Raw genomic sequence first — 19,816 nt, 5'->3', positions numbered from 1 at the left:
AAGTTCTACGAGTGCCTAGCAAATGGGGTGCAGAAGAGCTTTTGCTGACTTTTTGGCTGATATTTTGCGTGTCTAAACCGCTGATTAAATGCCTTATTGTCATTCAGTCAATATTCCAATAGGCTTCATCCTCTCCTCCAAATGCGTCATCAAATGCATCATCTCTTGTGTATGGTTCGTAGTCTGAATCTGAGTTATCATACTGGATTTCAGCATCAGGGAGGATTTTTCTATTTGCTAACGAGAATATTAAACTTAGCCTTTCATCTCTATCTTGATAATCATAAAAAATGCTGTCCCATAAAACAGGAGTAGTATACATTGCATGAATGGAATCGCCTATCTTATAGCCCTCTACCTTTTTTTTGACAATAGTTCCTGATAATAAACTTCCAGATTTAATTACGTTGTTTTTCAGCGCTTTCCCTATAGATATATTTGTCGAAATTATATTATCTAGTGAGTAGTCATTATGTCCATGGATTTTATTCCATACAACGCAATTAAAATTATAGTCGTAAAATATATTTATTGACTTTTCTTTGCCAAAATGCTTGATTATTAATTCATTGTCTTTTAAAATTCCTCGTGCATAAGTCCCTTTTATATTGTGATATTTACTATTATTTCTTGTTTTCAATTGTTCAACATCTGTTATATATATAATCGAGCTGTAACATAATAATTCTTTTATAGATAATTTTTCAATGGTATCTTGTTCATCAAGTGAAATAATTTCATAATTTATGAACTCTTTATATTGATTGTTTATATCAGATTCTCTAAGGTCATAGTCGTATCTAGAAGCTAACGACAAATATTCTAAGGAACCAATTTCTGATTTAACATTTAACATTTTATATTTTACATACTGCCTGTATTTATTCTTATACAATAGAGGTTCTCCTTGAGTGTTTTTCAATATTTGAAGATTGGATAAATCTTTTAAATAGTTGAAAGATATATTATGTGTTCTGTTGAAATATTCGTGAAAAATACTTTCTTCTGCCTCATTGACTATTGGATTGAGTGAAATAGTTCTTGATATAAAATAACTATTCAAATGAAAATTTATATCATTGATTTGAGGCTTGTTTGTATCCGCTAATAATGGATAGTATACACCCCTTACTTCGGAAGTAAGCTCACTGCATTCAAGTAAATCGATGCTTTGTTTTATTACTGCAAAGGAGCCAAATCTGCTTTCGATTACATTTGTGCATATAGGATGTTTATATTCTTTCATAGGATAATGGTTAATGATTCTGTTAGAATGAGTGTTTACAGTGCACATTAATGCCCCAACCGGCGCAGGCGTAGTGAAAGCTACTTATCGTCGTAATGGAAGCGGCACTGAACGATGTAGAGCGTATCGCCGCTTATTTTGTACACCAGCCGATGTTCTTGCGTGATGCGACGTGACCAGAATCCTTTTCGGTCTTGCTTTAGCGGCTCTGGCTTGCCACGCCCCGTGAACGGCGTACGCATACACTCCTTCAGCAACTCGTTGATTTTCGCCAGAATAGTTTCGTCGGTTTCCTGCTAGTAGAGATAGTCTTCCCAGGCATACGTGGCCCAGGAAAGGGTTACGGCTGCGGCCATTCCCGAGGGGTAGTTTCACCGCTCTCAATTTCGTTCATCGCGGCCAGCAGCCGCTCCCGGTTGGCGCGAGTGCTCATCAGGTACTCGGTGGTATCCTGCGTCTTCTTTTTGCGGCTGCCGGTAACGGGCGTGAGTTTGACGGACGAAACACGACGCAACAACTCCAGGACAAATTCAACTTCCTGATCAGGTATTTCGAGGGTGTATTTCATAGCATTTAAAACTAGCTGATTCCCGGATGGTTCCCAAACTGGCAGGAGCTTGTATTAGGCGGAAACATTGTTAACACCCTACTTGGCGCGAGCGTGTAGCTCATGCCCTTCAGGCAGTATAGGTTGTGCCTTTAGCAGTGCGAAGCAGCAAGCTGTACCAGAACCAGCGTGACTACAAACGGCGCAGTAAGAGAAAAAGCTGTTTGAAGCCCAATACTCCAAGTTCCTGCAAGCTGCTGCGTTTCTTGGGGCTACGGTAGCCGGATAGTTCGTTCTGTGGGCAACCGCTAGATACACACAAGCCGCAGTTGTAGTGAGAGCCGGGGTGAAGGAGCACGCAATGCTTTACGTAGTGGCTGGAGCAGACGTAGGCGGTGCATCAATCCAATTCTCCAGCTGAATGCCCTGCAGCTCCGCGAAGTGGCGGGTATTGCGCGTGACGAGAATAAGGCCGTGAGCTAAGGCAGTGCTACCGATTAGCATATCGAATTCGCCTTGCAGACGGCCGATGCGTTTGAGGTGAGCTTTCTGCTGAGCATATATCTCAAGGCAGTTGCTAATGGGAAGTATGCGGGCAGCAAAGGCTTGTTGCAAATTTTGCACGGCCTGCCGGTTGGCCACTTGCTTGGTTGGAACACTGTTGGCAATGCCGTAGAGCATTTCGGCAATGGTAATTTCGGAAAGAAAGCAATTGGCATACCCTACTTGCCGCAGCTTAGCTACCAAATCAAATTCGTTCTTAGCTAAGTAAACACAGATATTGGTGTCGAGCAGAAATTGGCTCATAACTCAATGTCGCGGGGTTGATCTTGGCGGGCCTCGCGAAGCTGACGGTTTAATTCATCGCCGTTTTCATCGGATTGCCAAGAGCCAGCCAGTTGCTGAAACAGGGCTTCTAATTCGGCTTCTGATTTGGATGCAACGATTGGGGCCGACGCCGGGTGCGGTAGGATGCGGGCCGTGACGTCGGGCACGCTTTGGAGCAGCCGTAGTATGTGAGCGGCCTGGTCGTCGGGAAATTCCAGTTCGAGGGCGAGTTTCATATTCTTGAAGATAGCACGTAAACGCAAGATTAGGCGCAGGTTGGCTGTTACGCGCACTAAAGAAGCAGGGCTTAGAAGCCGTAAAAACTTAGGGAATTATTTAGGCTCATTTTTGCTTCGGAATACCTTCTTGAACAGCAGTACTATTTTTTCAACCACAAAGCCAATTAGTAGCCCGGCAATAGCACAGGCCAGCGCCTTGGCAAGCCAGGCCACAACCGGTAGTTGAGTTAAAGCCTGTTCCAGATCGTGCAATAAATGAGCAGTAAAAGGAATGCCGTGGGCTATGATTTCGGCCCCTACCCACAGCATAGCGGCCGTACCCACATAACTTAAGATACGCAGGAAGTGCGGCATAAATTTCACGATACCGCGCCCCAATTTTTGCGTGGCGGGGTGGTACTTGTCCTGCGCCAGGTGTACCCCTATATCGTCGGCTTTCACGATAAATCCCACAAAGCCATACACTGCCACGGTAATAAAAATGGCCACGGCTAGCATGACGGCAATCTGGTTTACTATCGGCTGGTCGGTTACCTGGCTATAGGCAATGGCCATGATTTCGGCCGACAGGATGATATCCGTACGAACGGCCCCCGCCACCCGTTCCTGTTCCAACTCCTCGGGCGTAATCTCTTTTAACTGCTCGCTTTCAGCCTGCACGTCGTGGTGCTTACTGAGCATGGAGTGCACCTTTTCATACCCTTCGAAGCACAAATAAGCCCCGCCCAACATCAAGATGGGCGTAATGGCCCAAGGAGCGAAGTATCCCAACAGCAAGGCCGCCGGACTCAAAATAAATATTTTATTGATGAGTGATTTTTTCGCTATCCGGTAAATAATAGAAAGTTCACGGGATGGGTCGAGGCCCACAACATACTTGGGCGTAACCGCCGTATCGTCGATGACAATGCCTGAAACTTTGCCAGCGGTTTTGGCTACCTGGGCAGGCACGTCATCTAAACTAGCGGCGCTTGCCTTTACCAAAGCGGAAATATCATCTAGTAGCGCAAAAAAACCTGAAGCCATATTCTATGTGTTTGTTACTTGACTCTTGTTTTCAGATGGTTACGCATTTTTGCTTCGCTCAGCTTGCCAGCAAGTTATCAAGAGAGCGGCTGTAGCGGGAAATGATTTTGTCGCAGGCTACATCGTGGCCGTTCTTCTGCACGCAGCCTATGTCGATTTCAGGGTCTTCGGTCGCTACGAAATAGAGATAAGTGCGAAAGCTGGCAATGCGTGCCTCGCGCAGAAAATCTAGATTGGACGGGTGCGACACTACCGTTTCGAATGTAAACGTCTGCTATGGTTGAAGCAGAGAATGACGTAGGAACTTGGTCACGCGGGCGGCTAAATACGAATCAACTTTGGCGCGGCTGAATGCCGTGCGTTTTGCTCGATATGCAGGTTGCGAGAAGTACCCTGGCCGGTCTTTAAAGCAGACTCTCGGTCTGTAGTAATGTATGCGACCTAAGAACTTGATGCAGGCAGGATGATGAGTACGCCAACTGCTGACCCTAACCGGACTCGGTGGCGCCGCCGGCGACGCAACAGCAATGCCGCTGCAACCTACAGCCTGGCAAGAGGGTATTCAACACAAATACCAATACCACACCTCTACTAAGCTCAAGTTGCTAGATCAGCATCACAACGAAAGGAACCACGAGTTGAGTCAGTGCCGTCGCTGGAAACGGCACTGACACCTGGCAGCGCCTCCTTAGCGAACAAGCCCCACCAAACGAACTCCGACTGTTAAGGGGCTCGTTCGGTGGGGCTTGAGGCAACCGGCTAGTGGTTAGTTGAAATAGGTTTAGGCGGTGGTCCTTACAGCTTGACGCCTTGCGCCTGCAGTTGTTTTTCTGACGCGGCTTGGTTGGCCGCGAATTGGGCGTGCTGCTCGGGCGTGAACACAGTACCGAGGCTAGCTAAATGCTGCTGCACTTCGGCAGCCGGTAAATCGGTGCAGTACAGCGGCGAGCCCGGCTGCTGGCGCCACGACTCGTGCAGGCTGCCGCCGTCCACGGCGTCGAAGCCTAGTTCCTCAACGAGGGCCATTGCTTGCTGCTTGGTAGCGGCATCGTCGCCGGCTACGGGTAGCGCAATGCGGCCAGGCGTGCCGGCGGGCTGTCCTGAGTTTTCGAGGTTCGCGGCGAAGATGTTGTTGAACACCTTGAGCACTGGCCGGCCCAGGTGCTGTTGCACCCATTCGCTCTCAGTCAGGTCGCCGCTTTCCAGCTCGGGTAGTTGGCCGTCGCGCAGCAAAGGGTAGTAGTTGCTGGTGTCAATGATTGGCACGTCGGCGGGTACACCCTCAAACAAGTCCTTGGGCAGGTCGGGAATGTTTTTCAGTGGAATGGTTACCACGATGATTTCGCCGTGGCGGGCCGCTTCCTTGGCCGTGACGGGGGTAGCACCCGTTTTTTTAGCTAGGTCCGTCAGCGTTTCGGGGCCGCGGGAATTGGCGATATAGACCGAGTGGCCGAGGCTGGTGAGTCGCACGGCCAGGGCGCTGCCGATGTGGCCGGCCCCAATGATTCCAATGTTCATAAGCAGTAGGATGAGCGAGTAGTAGGTGAGCCGCCGTTTGGCAAAGCGACTCCCTAAGACCACTCGCCTATCAAGATTGTTTTGCCTCTGTAGCCTATCTACAGCAGGCAAGCTGCGCAAGAAATAGCTGTTCCTAAAGGAGACGGTCGAGGCTCGGCACACTGAACGGGCTCGTATTTCTCCATTGGGAGATGCTAGCCTAAGGGTATTTCTCTTTGCTGCTCTAATTCTATATTCAGCTAAAAATTTACACTCCTACGTTGGTTTACTGGCTTACACCATAGCCAGTGGCACTGGCGCGGCGAAACAGTAGCGCCGACGCAACCCACAACCCGGCGAAGATGGTGTTCAGCACAACTACCATCAGCACCCCGCGGTTAAGCTCGGGCCGCCAGATGGACATAGCAGTGAAAGGAACTACAAATTGGGTGAGTGCCGTGGCAAACATGGCGCGCGCCATGCCCTGCGGCTGAAGTTTCGCTAAAACGGCCCCAATGAAGCCGACAGCCAGCACGCCACCAAACAGCAGGTTGGCCGGGTTTTCCTCGTTGCCGATGAACCCCACCGCCAGATTGCCCCACACCAGCAGCAGGGAAGCTGCTACTGCCACGCCGGCGGCTACTTTATACGCGCCACTGCGGGCTCTGCTGGCAGCCAACAGATACAGAAGCCCCACGACAAGCAGCAGCATACCAGCTATTACAACGTGCGATACGCTCATATTGGTAACAGGTAAGAGTCAGGAATACTACAGGTTGATGCGCTCCGGCCTTTAAGCCAGCCGTTGCGTCAGGTTCGAGCCAGTGGCGCTGGCGCGGCGGAACAGCCAACCCGAAACCGCCCATATAGCGGCAAAAGCAGCATTTGCGCCTACTACATTCGCAAGGTGCACGGAAGGCTCGGCCGCGGCTCGGGTAGGTTGCCAGACAAACAGGGCAATTGCCGTAACTGCCACGTAGGTAAGCGCCGCCGCAAACATGGCGTTGGACATGCCCAACGGCCGGAAACGCGCAGCTAGTGCCCCAATAAGGGCCACGCCCAGCACCCCACCGTATAGCAGGTTGGCGGGGTTGTCTTCACTGCCGACGAGCCCGACGGCCAGGTTCGCCCACACGAGCAGGAGCCCGGCGGCCACTGCCACGCCTGCGGCCAGTTTGTAGGCGGTGTTGTCGCCCATGCGGGCAATTAGAACGAACGTGAGGCCCGCGCCGAAGAGCAGGATGCCCGCGGCCACGAAGTCGCCCACGGTCCAGAGCATGCCAGGAACGAACAGCTTAGCCGCCAAGGGGATGAGTAGCAGGAGCCCGGTGCCGAGCGCAACGCGAAGAATGCTTTTGGTAAGAGTCATGACAGTTGTTTTTGGGGTTCAAGAATGAATGAAAAATGCTTTTGGTACGGGTAGTTGAATTGAGCTGCTGAAAGAGTGGGGGGCTACTGATCCTGCTCCTGAAGCGCCTTGCGAAATGCCGCTTCTGCCTTGGTAATGTCCACTAGATACCCTTTCCGGTCAAGGAATGGACTAACGGGGTCTTTGGCCGTGGCTCGTTCTTCGGCTTTGCGCTTTAGGCTGAACGGCCGCGCGTGGGAGGAAAGGTAGATGTCGGCCGGAAGGTTGCGGAGCGTGGTGAAGCCGCGCGTTAGCTCGTGGCGCAACGGCGCATCATAGGTCCAATCAAACAGGGAAGTAGGCATCGGCAACGACAAACTCCCTACGCTGACCGCCAGCAGCTCCCGGTTGCCGTCCCGGACCGGAAATGCCCAGGTGGTGCAGCCCGGCGTGTGGCCGGCCGTCACGTGCGCCGTGAGGTGGATCGGCCCCAAGCTAATTTGCGCGCCATCCTTGAACTGGTGGTCGATGCGGGGCGCGGGGTAGCGCATAAGGCCACTGTAGATAAACCAGTTAACCGGCGCCATATTCCGGTGGCTGATTCCGCCCGAGGAAATCATGTCGGCATCGGCTTCACTTACCCACAGTTGCGCCCCGGAGGCTTGCTGTAAAGCTGCCAAGCCACCCGCATGGTCGAAGTGGGCGTGCGAGTTGAGCAGGATTTTCACATCGGTGATGCGGAAGCCGAGGGCAGCAATGTTCTTCTGAATCATGGGGGCGGTGCCGGGGTAGCCACCATCAATGAGCACGTGGCCCTCGGGGCTGGTGAGCAGAAAGGATGTGACGTCGCGGGCGCCCACGTAATAGAGGTTGCCGGCAATGCGAAACGGTTGCCGGGGCAGCTGCCCGCCGCTGTCGATGGCCGCCTTCCACTTAGGCACAACCAGCAAGGCTCCCACCGCCAGAACAACCGCAACGCCGGCCAGAATCTGCCGCTTGCGGCTCCATCGGTTTTTAGTCCTTGCTATGCTACTCATGGGAACAGCCCTGTGGATTCCTAAGTGATATTCATTCTACATTATTACGTGTCCAAAAGTACTTTGTTTTTCAAAGTAAACAAGTGAAATCAAATAAATTTTGTCTTTCGTTTATCTGTTTTCAAGAAGACAATTGAAACTGTGTTTAGGTCATGGTGAGCATGACGTTCAAGCGTGTTTGAAGAAGATCCTAAACAGCTGCAAGATCTACGCCAGTTGGACACTCTGCTTCACGTGTAATTCTTGCAGGACAACCGCGTAGTGCAACATTACAAGCAGGCTGCCGTGGTAGTCGCCGGGGATAGCTGTCAGGTTTCCAGATCCTGGAGGTCTGTTGGCGGGTGCATCCAGACTAACAATGTCCGGGGCCTGGTTGCTGGTTGTGGGGTCGCACAACAGAAGTTGCTTGCCCTTGCAGTTCAGGGTGCTACAAGGTTTGCTAGGCTGAACAAGAACCATAAACAACAAGCAGCCCTCAACCGAAACGCAGAGTTCAGTTAAGGGCTGCTTGCTGCTTATAGTCAGTGACTTAGGTAGCCACTACAGGCGCCTGCGCCGGCGATACACTTTCATAATATCTGGCACTTCGTCTTTCGTGATGACGGCGTCGTGCTGGTAGACGTAGCGCAAGTACTTGGGGTCGAGCTTCTGCAAGTGACTGGTGTGCCATTCCATCCACCACGACCACATGATGCCTTTGCTCAGGCAGGAATCCGGATCGGGTGGGATGCCGCATTCGTGGTAGGTGATGGGCACCCGGTCGCCGACTATCGACTTCATGGCCTGAAACATGGGCTCCTGCGGGGCATTGGTCCGGCTGTAGGTATCGGCGCCGGCAATGTCTACGTATTGGTCGCCGGGATACCAGGCCGAATCGGGCTTGCCGGTGTAGCACAGCACCCAGATCAGGTTGTTGAGCTTCCGTTTCTTGGTGTAGTAGTCGTACATGGTAATCCAGAGCCGTTTGAAGTTCTCCGGCCCCTGCTTGCCCCACCAAAACCAGTTACCATTCAACTCATGGAAGGGCCGCCACAATACGGGCACCTTGGCTTTCTTGAGCTGTTCGAGCAAGTCGCCTTTCTCCTCCAACTCGGCCCAGAAGGCTTTGTACTGCGGCGTGCCTTCGATGAAAATGCTGTCGATGCTCACCGGCTTCTTGCTGTTATCGTAGCCTTGGCCCACGCTTGGCGCGCCCCAGTGCCACATAACGGTCGGGATGCCGCCCGTTTTCCACCAGTCGATGGCGCGTTGTACTTCCTGTTGGTTTTGGCGGCGGTCGATGAAATCCATGCCGCGCAGGGCCGGCTGCTTGCCCGTACTGTCTTGGATGTATTTCAACTCATCGATGCCCCAACTGGCCCACATTTGCCCAGACAGCATTTTCTTGCCGTACATGTCATTGATGTAGGAGTACAGGGCTTTGGCTTGCTTGCTGGCTTTGCGGTTCGACAATGTCTGCCGGTTTTGAGCGGTAAGCAGCAGCGGAAAAACGAGAAATAAGAGCACCAGGCTCTTTACACGGAACGGTATCATTTTTTCTTGGGGTAGTACCGACCGTAAGATATACTAAATATAAGAATATACGGGCGCCAGGCTTGCAAAAACCTTTTAGGCTTATTTATAATATAATTGTTGGAAGAAGAGGAGTGTATTTTTGCAATTAAGTATTTCCTGCCTGATTCCTCACATGGTGCTTATGGTACAAAGCACACCTAGATAACTGTGACAAAAGCATGTATAGTTAAGGCCATAAGCACATTTACGGCAAAAGTATTGTGAGGAAAAGTCTTTCTATATAGTATATATTCAAGTTGTGCGAAAGTCGCGTTAATTTGTAGCCTCATCTTTTATCGTTTTCTATATGCTGGTATGCTGTACTTCTTGGCGTTTTAGTGCTTCCTATTTCTGTGCCTGCCTACTGAGTGGCTTGCTTTTGCTGGGGCATACTGTGGTAGCGCAGGTGCCAACGTTCGATTACGCCTATGCTTTTGGTGCTACAGTGCCTTATACGTCGGGCAACATTGCCGCCCGTCAATCGGCAGCCGACGCTGTCGGCAACGTGTATGTTATCGGCCGATTTCTAGGAGCCGTTGTCTTTGGCAGCACGACGCTCATGGGCGGGAGCTACGGCAACGACGCCTTCGTGGCCAAACTCCGCCCAGACGGGCAATGGCAGTGGGCGCTGAAAATCACTTCGGCTGAAGCTAACGACATAGCCGTAGACAACGCGGGCAACGTGTACCTAACAGGTGAGGTGCTTTCAACAAGCACATTTGGCTCGATTACGTTAGGGAATGCTGGCGCACAGGATGTCTTTGTAGCAAAGCTGACTTCTGCGGGGCAGTGGTTGTGGGCCGTTAGTGGGGGTGGACCCTACACAGACAATAGCTATGGAATAACTGTGGATAGCGGCGGCAACGCCTACATCACGGGTGCTTTACATAGTATCTCTGCTGCGTTTGGCTCGACTTCTTTGAGCGGCCGCAACAATCAAGGTATTGGTTTATATGTAGCTAAAGTAACTGCAAATGGAGCTTGGCAATGGGTTGCCATAAGTACGCAAACCAACCCTACGGTTGTGAACAGGGGCAATCAGCTAGTGCTAGATGCTACCGGTAACGTGTACGTAGCCGGTATCTTCTATAGCAGCACCCTCACGCTTGGTGACTCTACTCTCACCAATGCGGGATCTAGTGGTGCTATCAGCAATGACATTTTTGTGGCAAAATTGAGTGCTGCGGGCCGTTGGCAATGGGCCATAGCTGCCGGCGGTAGTAGCTCCGACTACGCCAACGAGCTTGTAACGGATGGCAATGGGAACTTGTATATCGGGGGAGAGTTGCAAAGCGCCATGATGCGGTTTGGGACCATTACGCTCGGCACCCCCTCTACGAGCAGTACAGCGGCGTATGTCGCCAAGCTGACCGCAACGGGTCAGTGGCAATGGGCTACGCAATCGGGATTGACTACTGGGGGTGGGAGTGGCAGTGCCTTTGGCCGGGGTCTAGCGGTTAGCGCCGACGGGAGTACGTACGTAACCGGCTTTTTCTCTGGGCGTCCTCGCTTCGGCACCACCACACTTATTGGCATCTCGCAGGATGTATACGTTGCCAAACTTATGCCGAGCGGCCAATGGCAATGGGCTCTGCGCGCAGGCGGCTCAGGTAACGAAATAGCGCACGGCATTTCGCTGGACCTCGCTGGCAATGCCTATTTAACCGGCGCCTTCAGTAGCCCAACTCTCTCTTTTGATGCTATAACCCTACTCAACACTACCGCTCCAACTAATAACCTGGGCTTTGTGGCCCGGCTGGCTTCCATGGTGCTGGCTAATACGGCGCCAGCTACGCTCAAGCAAACTCTGCTACAACTTTCGCCTAACCCAGCCCAGCAGGCGGCAACCGTGGCAATTGAACCGGTAATGTACAGCCGCACGCTAGAACTGCTGAGTGCCACAGGCCAAGTGATGCGCAGGCTCCCTTTGCTTGGCGGCAGCAGCCGGGCGCACCTTGATGTGGCTGGCTTACCAAGTGGGTTGTATGTGGTGCGCTGCGGAAATGTGGTTCGTAAGCTGTTCGTTGAATAAAGCAGCTACTTTGTTGGACTGTTACCATGGTCTGTCCCGGCTAGTTCTATACGGTGGCTGATTTTGTGGCGGCCGTTTCAAGCAACATGGTGGCTAGAATTTGTGACTAATTGCACGTTAGGTTTCCATCCTGCCCGGAATTACAGTCAGAAACAGCGCGGCTGCCACGGCGGGCTCTACCAGCAGGATTAGGAAGATACCAAGCGACACAGCAAGACTATCCTTGAATACACTATATTCAAGAATAGTCTTGCTGTGTTCGCTTTCCACCATTACTGCCCTCCCATGAATATCGACAATCTCCTAGGTCCGTTGAAGGACGCCACGCGCCGCGAAGTAGGCGGCGTGCAAGTTGATGTAGTGCGCACCGGCAACTCACGCGTGAAGCGGGTGGTGTATCCGGTGGGCTTTCGGTGGTCGAAGAACCTAAAGCCGCTGATTGGTACCGAACTGTGCCAGCACGCTCACGTAGGGTTTCTGGCGGCCGGCTGCCTGGCTATTGAATACGCCGATGGGACCCGGGAAGAGTACATAGCGCCGCAAGTGGTAGCCATTGCGCCCGGCCACGACGGGTGGGTAGTAGGCGAGGAGCCCGCCGTGCTTATCGAGTTCGACTTCGAGGGCGAAACCGTGGAACGCCTCGGTCTGAAACGGCCGTAAGGAGTTAACTCAGCTTCATGGCTGAAGGAAATTACCCCAGGGTAACCAGCTAAAGGAGCAGTAAAACAGATACTTCAGAACTCTAAACCGGCTGTAAAACCTAGTGTTTGGTAATGCAAATCACCTAAATCAGTCCCTGAGAAACCAGAGTTCAAATCAGAATCCCGGCCTGCGCTGTACTGAATTTCAAGCAACGGAGAAAATCGAGCAGACGTTTTTATCTGCAACCCTAGGCGTACTACACTGGCTATAGTGAAGTGAGCATTATCGAGTTTATTGGTATGCTCTACCACTACATCAGTTCGATAAGAAGAGTTGGTGCCACCCTCATTGGTAATCTTCAAGTAGGGCAGCATAGTTTTGTTGTTGAGGTACTGGCCATATAAAACACCAGCAGCCAGATAGGGGCGTAGCATACTATGGCCCAGCGTATAGCGAACTAGCAGCGGCACCTGTACGCTTTGAACTTGCACGGAAGCGGGAACAACAATGCTTTCATTGGCATTTACAGTACCCGCAAAGCCATTCCGGGTTCGATTGGTTTCGCGGTGCAACTGAGCATAGTGCAGGCCACTGCTCAACGACCAAGGCCCATCGTTGGCCAGCCGTACTTCCACTCCGAACGCCGCCCCAGTAGGCATGCGGGAGTCTTTGCGGGCTAAATCAGGGGAGGAGGTATACCACAGATTCCCGCTCTGCACGCTTCCGCGCCCACTGAACAGCAAGTGAGTGGTGCTAGGTTTCTCCGCTACCCGATAGTCATGAGCGACGGTCGTAGAGTTAGGGCACTGAGTGTTGTAGCGCAAAACAAGGTCGCCAAGGCTTTTTTCGCGAAATGCGGTCCGTGCCACCTCTTCCACCACTGTTTGGCAATCTTTAAATAGAACCGAAAAGGTGCTTTGATAGGTGCGAGAGGATAGGCGGATAAGGCTGCGGCTCCCAGAGTCGATAAAGTATTGAACTGGCTCATTAGCCGAAGATCCTGCTTGCGTGCGGTTGTTGAGCGGGCTGTGCTCGTACCGGTAGAAGTTCACGGTGCCTGCTATCTGCTGCTGCACAAAAACAACGGCAGAATCGATGCCACCAGTTTGCGAGTTGCGGCCAGTTGTGATAGTGCGTTTCACGAAGCGGCGGCCATCCTCTAAACCAAAGGCCTTCAGGTCCTTTATAGTCAGGGTTTTTGCAGCAGCCTGCTTATCCGGTCGGAATTGTAAGCCTTGATCGGAAACTAAGCGTGGTACATCAAGTACTCCCCGCAGCGTATCCCCTTGCGCAGTCACGACATAGCCAGGCTGACTTTGCGCACGGGTTTGTGCTTTCGTTGAGGTTGATAGTAGAACTGTTGCAGCAATAGTAAACAGAGAGAAGGTAGGAGGTAGGCTTTTAGGCATAAGACGCAAGGGTACTTAACTGCTGCCAGGTAATTTTGAATAGACTTCTGCCACGAAAATAGAGGAAATTATATGGACGAGCTACAGGTTCGAATCTGCCTGCATTTTGCAGTTGCTTGAACCCCAGTTTCAGCTGGGCGCTGCGCGAGACGCTTAGCTTGGAAACATAATGGAAGCTGGCGGCGAGGAATTGCGTAAGAGCAGTACACGCAGTACACCCTAGCTGTTCCTATGCCCACTATCTACATTGGTTGCTCCGGTTTTTCCTACCGCGACTGGAAAGGTATTCTGTACCCGGAGGGTTTGCCGCCGCGCAAGTGGTTTGCCTACTACTGCACCCACTTCAATACGCTGGAAGTGAACGTGACCTTCTACCGCATGCCCGAGTTGAAGGTGTTTGAAACGTGGTACACCCAAAGCCCCGCCGATTTCCGGTTTGCCGTAAAAGCGCCGCGCATCGTGACGCACTACAAGAAGTTCAACGCGGAAGCTGGCCCCGTGCTGGCTGATTTCTACGGAACGGTGCGGGAGGGCTTGCGGGAGAAGCTAGGCCCCATCCTGTTTCAGTTGCCACCTAAAGCGGCGTACACCGAGGAACTGCTTGGCCGCATCCTGGAGCATCTTGACTCTGGTTTTCTCAACGTGCTGGAATTTAGGCACCCAAGCTGGTGGGAGGGCGAAATTATGCGAGAGCTAGGGCGGCACGGCATCAGTTTCGTTGGGCAGAGCTACCCCGCGCCCTTGCCCGACGAGGTAGTAGTGAATACGCCGCAACTCTATTACCGCTTTCATGGCGTGCCTGAGCTGTACAAGTCAGCTTACAGCGAGGAATTCCTGGCCCGCATAGCCCACGACATACAGGCCGAGCCAAGCGTGCAGGAAGCCTACGTGTACTTCAACAACGGTATCGGCGGGGCCGGCGTGCTGAATGCGCGGCAGTTGCAAGAGTTGCTAGGCGCGCAGTCACGCTTGGTATAAAATGTTGGTTGGATGCCTGCAGGGCGTTACTCGCCGCCATACTTGCTTTTACCCCTGCCGCCGGCGTCCATGCGCACGATGCGCGGGGTGAACGAGCCTAGCACGTCCACCAAATCGCGCTGGTGGGCCATTACCTGGTGAATGTCTTTGTAGGCCATGGGCGCTTCATCGAGGCCGCCCCCGATTAGCTCGATGCCCTGGTCGCGGAGGTGGCGGCGGAGGTCACCTTCCGAAATGTTCTTCTTGGCTTCCGTTCTTGACATCCGGCGCCCGGCCCCGTGCGAGGCCGACTGAATGGAGTCTCGCTCGCCCCGGCCGCGCACAATGAAGCCGGGCGCAGTCATGGAGCCGGGAATAACGCCGAGCACACCTTGGCCCGCTGGCGTAGCCCCTTTGCGATGCACAATGGCTTCGCGACCGTCGGACAGGGTTTCTTTCCAGGCAAAGTTGTGGTGGTTTTCCACCCGGGCCGCCGGCTTTTCGCCGAGGGCTAAACTCAGGCGGCGGTGAATGTCGTGGTGGCAGGCCGAGGCGTAGTCGCCGGCCAAGTTCATGGCCCGCCAGTATTCCTGCCCTTCCTGACTGTTGAGGTCGAGCCAGGCCAGGTAGCGCGCTTCGGGTGGCAGGGGGCACTTGCTCATGGCTATTTTGGTGTAGTGCTGCGCAATGGCCGCGCCCAGGCCCCGCGAGCCGCTGTGCGAAAGCAAACCCAGGTACTTCCCGAGCGGCAGGTCCAGGTCGTTGTCTTCGGTGGTGATGTCGACGATGCCCCACTCCACAAAGTGGTTGCCCGACCCCGAGGAGCCGAGCTGGTTGATGGCGGCCTCACGCTTGCCCTTCACCACCGCAATTTCCCGGAACTCGGGTCGGTCCAGCACCGGGTCGTTGGCGGGGTTCTTAAACACTTCCTTGGCCCCAAAGCGCGTGTGGTTGTGCAGTAGCTTTTTCAGCTCTTGGGTGCGCTGCTCCAGATAACGCGCCGGCAAGTCAAACACCGACAGCGCCATGCGGCAGCCAATGTCCATGCCTACGCCGTAGGGAATCACGGCGTTGTCGACGGCCAGCACGCCGCCAATAGGCAGGCCATAGCCCTGGTGCGCGTCGGGCATGAGGGCGCCGTCGAGCGTTACGGGCAATTTCATGGCGGTGTCCATCTGCTTGCGGGCGCCGTCCTCGATGTAGGCGTCGCCGTAGCGGCGGTAATCTTTTATTTCGGGGTTGAGGCTGACGTCGCGGCTCGGGTCGGGTACAAACTCCTTAGCTAGCTCCCGCCACAGCGAGTCGCGGAGGTAGGCATACGGATCTTCCTTGATTTTTTGCAGCGTGGCGAGGGCACTGCCCTTATCTAGCTTTTTCAGCTGCTTGTCTTCCAGAATATCCAGTGCCAGATTGATTGCCCGGCCTTCGGGGTAGCCGATTTTGCGCAGGTCGTTGCCGCGCAGCTTGGAAGTTGCCATGGGGAGAGGAGCAGTGGGTGAGGCTAGGTGTAGCGCTAATTCTGCCTTCTAGGTTATAGCTGAGCTACGGATACTATCTTTTGCTTCCTCGCCAGCAAGGAAGTGTTCGGCACCTAAGTATCAGGCGGAAGCACATTGCTCCTGAGTGATGGAAACAGTGTAGAGACGCCACACTTGGCGTCTCGTCGCTGAACGATTAGGGCAGGTTTTCTGGCTTCCGCCAGCTATGATTAGGTTGCCAGGCAACTCCAGGCTTCTGGAAGATTAAACAGGCAATTCAGGGCTGGATAGCAGTGCCAAATACGCTGGTAGGTCTGACGCCGCTACGTGGCGTGGGTCATTCTATAGATTTACTACCAGCTTTCGGCCGCTATGTGACCACAGAAATGAAAACAGAAACAACCTCAGCAACGCCAAGACGCGAAGTTTCGCGTCTCTACATTGCATTGTTCTGTTGCGTTGCCGACTCGGCAAGCATCAAGTGCACTTCACCGCAAGCCAGGCGGCGGCCGCAACCAAGGCCACCGACGCCAAGCGCAGGAGCAGGAAGACCCAAGCAGGCAGTTCCGGTTTTCGAGGAGCTTCGGACATAAGGCAGCATAGTAAGTCAGCTCGGTTATACGCATTTGCCTTGAAACGGGGAGAGAAATGAGGCCAGCCGAGGCGACATAAGGCCAGTGCATAAGAACCCTCCTTCCACCTCCAGCGTTAGCAATAAGCGCCTTGCTGATACTCTGTTTCACTCTTTCCCAACCCTCGTATGTGCGGCCGATACACCACTGTTGCCCCGAAACCGGTTCTTGAAAAGCGCTTTGAAGCTTCCTTCGCTGCCGAAGCCGACCCTAACTACAACGCCGCGCCCTCACAGCGGCTGCCCGTGATTCTCAACACCGAGCCCGGCCAGATTCAGCTGCTGCAATGGGGCCTGATTCCGGGTTGGGTGAAGGACTTGAAAGCGGCGCCCAAACCCATCAACGCCCGCGCCGAAACCCTGCCCGAGAAGCCCTCGTTCCGGCAACTGCTCCAGCGCCGCCGCTGCCTCGTACCCGCCGACAGCTTCTACGAGTGGCAGGTGACGGCCCAGGGCAAGGTACCGCACCGCATTCTGCTGCGCAACGAAGAGCCTTTTGCCTTTGCCGGGCTATGGGACGAATGGCTCGACAAAGCCACCGGCGAGATACGCCCCACCTTCACCATCATCACCACCGACCCCAACGAGCTGATGGCGCCCATCCATAACCGCATGCCCGTAATGCTGCAAGGCCGCGAAGCCGAGTTGGCCTGGCTCGACGATGCCGTAAGCCTAGCCGATCATCAGGCGCTGTTGCAACCGTATCCGGCAGAGCTGATGCGCGAGTACACTGTTACCACGCGCGTCAACTCGCCCGCTCACAACGATGCTAGCGTGCTGGAAGCCGCCTAAACGTTGCTGCATGCGGATAGAAGCGCCAATGGTATTACACCTAACAGTGCTGAGTAATTGCTGTTACGCAGTTGGGTCGTTCAGACGGGGCCTCACCCCCTAGCCCCCTCTCCCGTGGAGAGGGAGAACTAGCGGCTAGTTTTCTAGCACTAGAATCCGGAAAGGCAACTACAACTAGTTCCCCCTCTCCTCTAGGAGAGGGGGCTAGGGGGTGAGGCCCCGTCTGAACGACTCGGCCGTGTGAGGTCAGTGCGTAAGCTCACACAAAAAAGCCCTGATCGGATATTTCCAATCAGGGCTTTTTTGTGTAGAACTACAGCCACTTAAACCGTTGGCGTTTGCGCCTTGCTAGGCTTGGGCTTGGGCTTGTTTTCGATTTCCGGCTTGCTTGCATCTGCATCAACAACTTCGGCTTCCCCGTCTTGGGTTTGGCTTTCGATGCGGGCTATTACGGCCACTGCCACGGCGGCTACACCGGCAATACCGAGGATCAGTTGGGTGGTAGTGAAGCGTTGGGCGGCTTTGCGGAGCAGCGTGCCACCATGCTTCAGTAGGTCGTCGATGCGGTCATGGTCGCCTTGGAAGATAACATGATAAGCGCTTTCCAGCGTGCGGGAAATATCTTCCGGGGCAATTTTTTCGATTTGTTTTTCTAGTTGGTTTTCCATTGTGGCGTTGTGGTAGCGGTTGTACAGGTGAGTGCTGCGGGTGGCTAGGCCACCGCAGGGCGTGTACGCAAAAAGCTTGCTCCGGGCTGCCTCAATGCGAGGATTTTTGACGGGGGAGAGAAAGAAAAATCAAACTCGACAACGCTCATTACCTGCAAGTTCAACAGTTGTTTCGGCGGCAAAAACGTGCCTAATGAACTGTATTCGCAGGATTTCTATGGTATGAAGCCTACTCGTAGAGCTGGCTATTCCACCACCACCAGCCGCGAGCTGATACGCTGGCCTTCCTGCACATGGCAGTGATAAGAACCGGCCGCCAGATGCGAGGCATCAAGCGAAACCTTCTGCGTACCGCGGGGCAGAGTCCGATCCAGGAGGCGAACCACTTCGCGGCCTAGCCCGTCGTAGAGCAGTACCTGCACGTGGCCGCCTTCGCTGGCAAATTCCACCGTGGCCCGCTCGCGGATGGGGTTAGGGTACACGCTGAAGTTAGCTATGTTGGTGTTGGCCGCCGAGGCCGTCCCGTTCACCACCGATGGCCGAATGACGGGCACGTAGGGGAATGGACTATTGGTAGACGGCAGCAACTCGTTTATTGTGGTTTGCGATACTTTAAACCAATCTTTCAAAATATTGGCGTAGATGGCCCGGAAATCGAACTGCATAGGCACCTGGTCGTTTACACCGGCGGTGGCGGGCAGTACGGGGTTGGTGCCGTGCAACACGGGGTTGACGCTGGTACCGAACACAATGAGCGGAGCCGCCGCGCCGTGGTCGGTGCCTTTCGAGGCATTGGCCTTGATGCGGCGGCCAAACTCCGAAAACGTCATGCCTACCACCCGGTGCTGGATGTTCAGGCGCCGCAAGTCGTCCTGGAAAGCCTCCAGGGCCTGCGAAATTCTGCCGAGCAGCGTGGCATGCGTCCCGGTGGTATTGCTGCCCGTGGTAGGTACCTGGTTGGAGTGCGTGTCGAAGCCCCCGAGGTTGCAGACGTAGATGCGGGTTTGCAAGCCCCCGGCCACTAATTGCGCCACAATCTTAAGCTGGTCCGACAACGAGTTTTGGCCGGTGGCCGGGTAGAGAGGCGAGAGGTTGGTAGCCCGCGCGGCCGCCGCCTGAATGGCCGTCGTGTACACCTGCGTCTGCGATATTACCTGCCGGATAAATGTCAGCTCGTGGCCCGCCGGGGTATTCGGGGCCGCATCTACCCCACCCGAAAGCAGCTGATAGAACGACGTAGTGCTGGCAATGGCCATGCCCATGTTCACGCTCGGGCCCTGCACGCAGTTGCTCACCACCGACCCGATGCTAATGGCCAATGGGTCGGGGTTGGCGGGGCTCGGATAGCCGGTGGGGTAGTCGGCGTACTCGCCGTTGAGGTAGCGCCCGGCCCACCCCGAGGTGATGGTCACGTTGGAATCAGAAGCCGAGGTCCAGATGTCGGTGGCGCGGAAGTGCGAGTAGTTGGCGTTTGGGTAGCCTACGGCCTGCACCACCCCAATCTTGCCGTCGTCGAACAGATTTCTCACGCCCGCCATGGCCGGGTGTATGCCCGTGGTGGCGCTGAGTGGCAGCACCTGGTTTTGCGGAATGGCAATGTCGGCGCGGGCATTCATCAGGGCCGAATACTGGTCGGTGGGGATAATCATGTTCAGCCCGTCGTTGCCGCCGTTTAGCTGAATCAGTACCAGCACCCGGTCGGTTTGGGTGGCGCCGCCCGTTATGTCGAAAAGCTCCGGTGAAAATCCGTAGGCCCCGATGGGCAAGCCGCCGAGCAGCGTCGGCAACACGGTAGCAGCGGCAGTAGTCTGGAGGAAATGTCTGCGTTTCATGCGTATTTAATGGTTAAATAGTTGATTGTTAAATTGTTGTTTGGATAGTGGCA

General features: G+C 53.9%; 19 protein-coding genes and 1 pseudogene. 4 read left to right on the top strand and 16 right to left on the bottom strand.

Annotation, left to right across the window (positions count from 1 at the left end; all coding sequences use genetic code 11):
- Positions 1 to 103: 103 nt before the first annotated feature.
- From VF639_RS09400 to VF639_RS09345, 12 genes and pseudogenes are all read right to left on the bottom strand, one after another.
- The gene (locus VF639_RS09400; protein ID WP_331145640.1) at positions 104 to 1,246 is read right to left on the bottom strand and encodes a hypothetical protein; all 1,143 of its coding nucleotides are present in this window, start codon (positions 1,244 to 1,246) and stop codon (positions 104 to 106) included.
- An 80-nt stretch (positions 1,247 to 1,326) separates the two neighbouring features.
- Positions 1,327 to 1,602 (bottom strand): annotated as a pseudogene (locus VF639_RS09395) (Txe/YoeB family addiction module toxin).
- Entirely contained in the window at positions 1,587 to 1,814 is a 228-nt protein-coding gene (locus VF639_RS09390; RefSeq protein WP_331145639.1) for a hypothetical protein, read from the bottom strand. The pseudogene VF639_RS09395 and the gene VF639_RS09390 overlap by 16 nt, the downstream one beginning before the upstream one ends.
- A gap of 345 nt (positions 1,815 to 2,159) precedes the next feature.
- Complete coding sequence (locus tag VF639_RS09385; protein ID WP_331145638.1) at positions 2,160 to 2,600, bottom strand: type II toxin-antitoxin system VapC family toxin; 441 nt, start codon at positions 2,598 to 2,600, stop codon at positions 2,160 to 2,162.
- Complete coding sequence (locus VF639_RS09380; RefSeq protein ID WP_331145637.1) at positions 2,597 to 2,857, bottom strand: hypothetical protein; 261 nt, start codon at positions 2,855 to 2,857, stop codon at positions 2,597 to 2,599. Before VF639_RS09380 ends, VF639_RS09385 begins: the two co-directional genes overlap by 4 nt.
- A 96-nt stretch (positions 2,858 to 2,953) precedes the next feature.
- On the bottom strand, positions 2,954 to 3,886 hold the full coding sequence (locus VF639_RS09375; RefSeq protein ID WP_331145636.1) for a DUF808 domain-containing protein: 933 nt from the start codon (positions 3,884 to 3,886) through the stop codon (positions 2,954 to 2,956).
- A gap of 58 nt (positions 3,887 to 3,944) precedes the next feature.
- Positions 3,945 to 4,136 (bottom strand): hypothetical protein, encoded by a 192-nt coding sequence (locus VF639_RS09370; RefSeq protein WP_331145635.1) that lies wholly within the window; start codon positions 4,134 to 4,136, stop codon positions 3,945 to 3,947.
- 545 nt (positions 4,137 to 4,681) lie between these two features.
- The gene (locus VF639_RS09365) at positions 4,682 to 5,467 is read right to left on the bottom strand and encodes an NADPH-dependent F420 reductase (protein ID WP_331145634.1); all 786 of its coding nucleotides are present in this window, start codon (positions 5,465 to 5,467) and stop codon (positions 4,682 to 4,684) included.
- A 202-nt stretch (positions 5,468 to 5,669) separates the two neighbouring features.
- Entirely contained in the window at positions 5,670 to 6,125 is a 456-nt protein-coding gene (locus VF639_RS09360; protein ID WP_331145633.1) for a hypothetical protein, read from the bottom strand.
- 51 nt (positions 6,126 to 6,176) lie between these two features.
- Positions 6,177 to 6,752 (bottom strand): hypothetical protein, encoded by a 576-nt coding sequence (locus tag VF639_RS09355; protein ID WP_331145632.1) that lies wholly within the window; start codon positions 6,750 to 6,752, stop codon positions 6,177 to 6,179.
- An 83-nt stretch (positions 6,753 to 6,835) separates the two neighbouring features.
- Positions 6,836 to 7,768 carry a subclass B3 metallo-beta-lactamase gene (bla, locus tag VF639_RS09350; RefSeq protein ID WP_331145631.1) on the bottom strand — a complete coding sequence of 311 codons (933 nt, stop codon included), beginning with the start codon at positions 7,766 to 7,768 and terminating at the stop codon, positions 6,836 to 6,838.
- 540 nt (positions 7,769 to 8,308) lie between these two features.
- Complete coding sequence (locus VF639_RS09345; protein ID WP_331145630.1) at positions 8,309 to 9,301, bottom strand: glycosyl hydrolase; 993 nt, start codon at positions 9,299 to 9,301, stop codon at positions 8,309 to 8,311.
- A 400-nt stretch (positions 9,302 to 9,701) separates the two neighbouring features.
- Here VF639_RS09345 and VF639_RS09340 point away from each other — a divergent pair, with 400 nt between their 5' ends.
- Positions 9,702 to 11,354: a hypothetical protein gene (locus VF639_RS09340; protein ID WP_331145629.1), complete on the top strand. Its 1,653-nt coding sequence runs from the start codon at positions 9,702 to 9,704 to the stop codon at positions 11,352 to 11,354.
- Between the two features lie 285 nt (positions 11,355 to 11,639).
- A complete protein-coding gene (locus VF639_RS09335) occupies positions 11,640 to 12,014 on the top strand; it encodes a cupin domain-containing protein (RefSeq protein WP_331145628.1) in 375 nt (124 codons plus the stop codon).
- A gap of 74 nt (positions 12,015 to 12,088) precedes the next feature.
- Here VF639_RS09335 and VF639_RS09330 read toward each other — a convergent pair whose 3' ends face one another.
- On the bottom strand, positions 12,089 to 13,138 hold the full coding sequence (locus tag VF639_RS09330) for an outer membrane beta-barrel protein (RefSeq protein WP_331145627.1): 1,050 nt from the start codon (positions 13,136 to 13,138) through the stop codon (positions 12,089 to 12,091).
- Positions 13,139 to 13,636: 498 nt separating this feature from the next.
- Here VF639_RS09330 and VF639_RS09325 point away from each other — a divergent pair, with 498 nt between their 5' ends.
- The gene (locus VF639_RS09325; protein WP_331145626.1) at positions 13,637 to 14,383 is read left to right on the top strand and encodes a DUF72 domain-containing protein; all 747 of its coding nucleotides are present in this window, start codon (positions 13,637 to 13,639) and stop codon (positions 14,381 to 14,383) included.
- A gap of 26 nt (positions 14,384 to 14,409) precedes the next feature.
- Here VF639_RS09325 and VF639_RS09320 read toward each other — a convergent pair whose 3' ends face one another.
- On the bottom strand, positions 14,410 to 15,840 hold the full coding sequence (locus VF639_RS09320; protein ID WP_331145625.1) for an RtcB family protein: 1,431 nt from the start codon (positions 15,838 to 15,840) through the stop codon (positions 14,410 to 14,412).
- 760 nt (positions 15,841 to 16,600) lie between these two features.
- Between VF639_RS09320 and VF639_RS09315 the strand changes: the two genes are divergently transcribed.
- A complete protein-coding gene (locus tag VF639_RS09315) occupies positions 16,601 to 17,263 on the top strand; it encodes an SOS response-associated peptidase (RefSeq protein WP_331145624.1) in 663 nt (220 codons plus the stop codon).
- Between the two features lie 323 nt (positions 17,264 to 17,586).
- On the opposite strand, the gene VF639_RS09310 is transcribed toward VF639_RS09315, so the two are convergent.
- Positions 17,587 to 17,931, bottom strand: coding sequence for a hypothetical protein (locus VF639_RS09310; protein ID WP_331145623.1), 345 nt, complete (start codon positions 17,929 to 17,931; stop codon positions 17,587 to 17,589).
- Positions 17,932 to 18,176: 245 nt separating this feature from the next.
- Positions 18,177 to 19,763: a DUF1501 domain-containing protein gene (locus VF639_RS09305; protein WP_331145622.1), complete on the bottom strand. Its 1,587-nt coding sequence runs from the start codon at positions 19,761 to 19,763 to the stop codon at positions 18,177 to 18,179.
- Positions 19,764 to 19,816: the final 53 nt, after the last annotated feature.

Origin of the sequence: Hymenobacter sp. (genome assembly GCF_036387835.1) — a bacterium.
In the GTDB taxonomy this organism is placed as follows: Bacteria; Bacteroidota; Bacteroidia; order Cytophagales; family Hymenobacteraceae; genus Hymenobacter.
Note: the sequence above shows the minus strand (reverse complement) of the source record. Positions and strands in the feature narration are given on the sequence as shown.

Coding starts and splice junctions, on each gene's coding strand:
- VF639_RS09360 (WP_331145633.1), bottom strand. CDS start 6,125: ATGAGCGTATCGCACGTTGTAATAGCTGGTATGCTGCTGCTTGTCGTG.
- VF639_RS09345 (WP_331145630.1), bottom strand. CDS start 9,301: ATGATACCGTTCCGTGTAAAGAGCCTGGTGCTCTTATTTCTCGTTTTT.
- VF639_RS09325 (WP_331145626.1), top strand. CDS start 13,637: ATGCCCACTATCTACATTGGTTGCTCCGGTTTTTCCTACCGCGACTGG.
- VF639_RS09335 (WP_331145628.1), top strand. CDS start 11,640: ATGAATATCGACAATCTCCTAGGTCCGTTGAAGGACGCCACGCGCCGC.
- VF639_RS09315 (WP_331145624.1), top strand. CDS start 16,601: ATGTGCGGCCGATACACCACTGTTGCCCCGAAACCGGTTCTTGAAAAG.
- VF639_RS09310 (WP_331145623.1), bottom strand. CDS start 17,931: ATGGAAAACCAACTAGAAAAACAAATCGAAAAAATTGCCCCGGAAGAT.
- VF639_RS09380 (WP_331145637.1), bottom strand. CDS start 2,857: ATGAAACTCGCCCTCGAACTGGAATTTCCCGACGACCAGGCCGCTCAC.
- VF639_RS09390 (WP_331145639.1), bottom strand. CDS start 1,814: ATGAAATACACCCTCGAAATACCTGATCAGGAAGTTGAATTTGTCCTG.
- VF639_RS09320 (WP_331145625.1), bottom strand. CDS start 15,840: ATGGCAACTTCCAAGCTGCGCGGCAACGACCTGCGCAAAATCGGCTAC.
- VF639_RS09305 (WP_331145622.1), bottom strand. CDS start 19,763: ATGAAACGCAGACATTTCCTCCAGACTACTGCCGCTGCTACCGTGTTG.
- VF639_RS09385 (WP_331145638.1), bottom strand. CDS start 2,600: ATGAGCCAATTTCTGCTCGACACCAATATCTGTGTTTACTTAGCTAAG.
- VF639_RS09400 (WP_331145640.1), bottom strand. CDS start 1,246: ATGAAAGAATATAAACATCCTATATGCACAAATGTAATCGAAAGCAGA.
- bla (WP_331145631.1), bottom strand. CDS start 7,768: ATGAGTAGCATAGCAAGGACTAAAAACCGATGGAGCCGCAAGCGGCAG.
- VF639_RS09355 (WP_331145632.1), bottom strand. CDS start 6,752: ATGACTCTTACCAAAAGCATTCTTCGCGTTGCGCTCGGCACCGGGCTC.
- VF639_RS09375 (WP_331145636.1), bottom strand. CDS start 3,886: ATGGCTTCAGGTTTTTTTGCGCTACTAGATGATATTTCCGCTTTGGTA.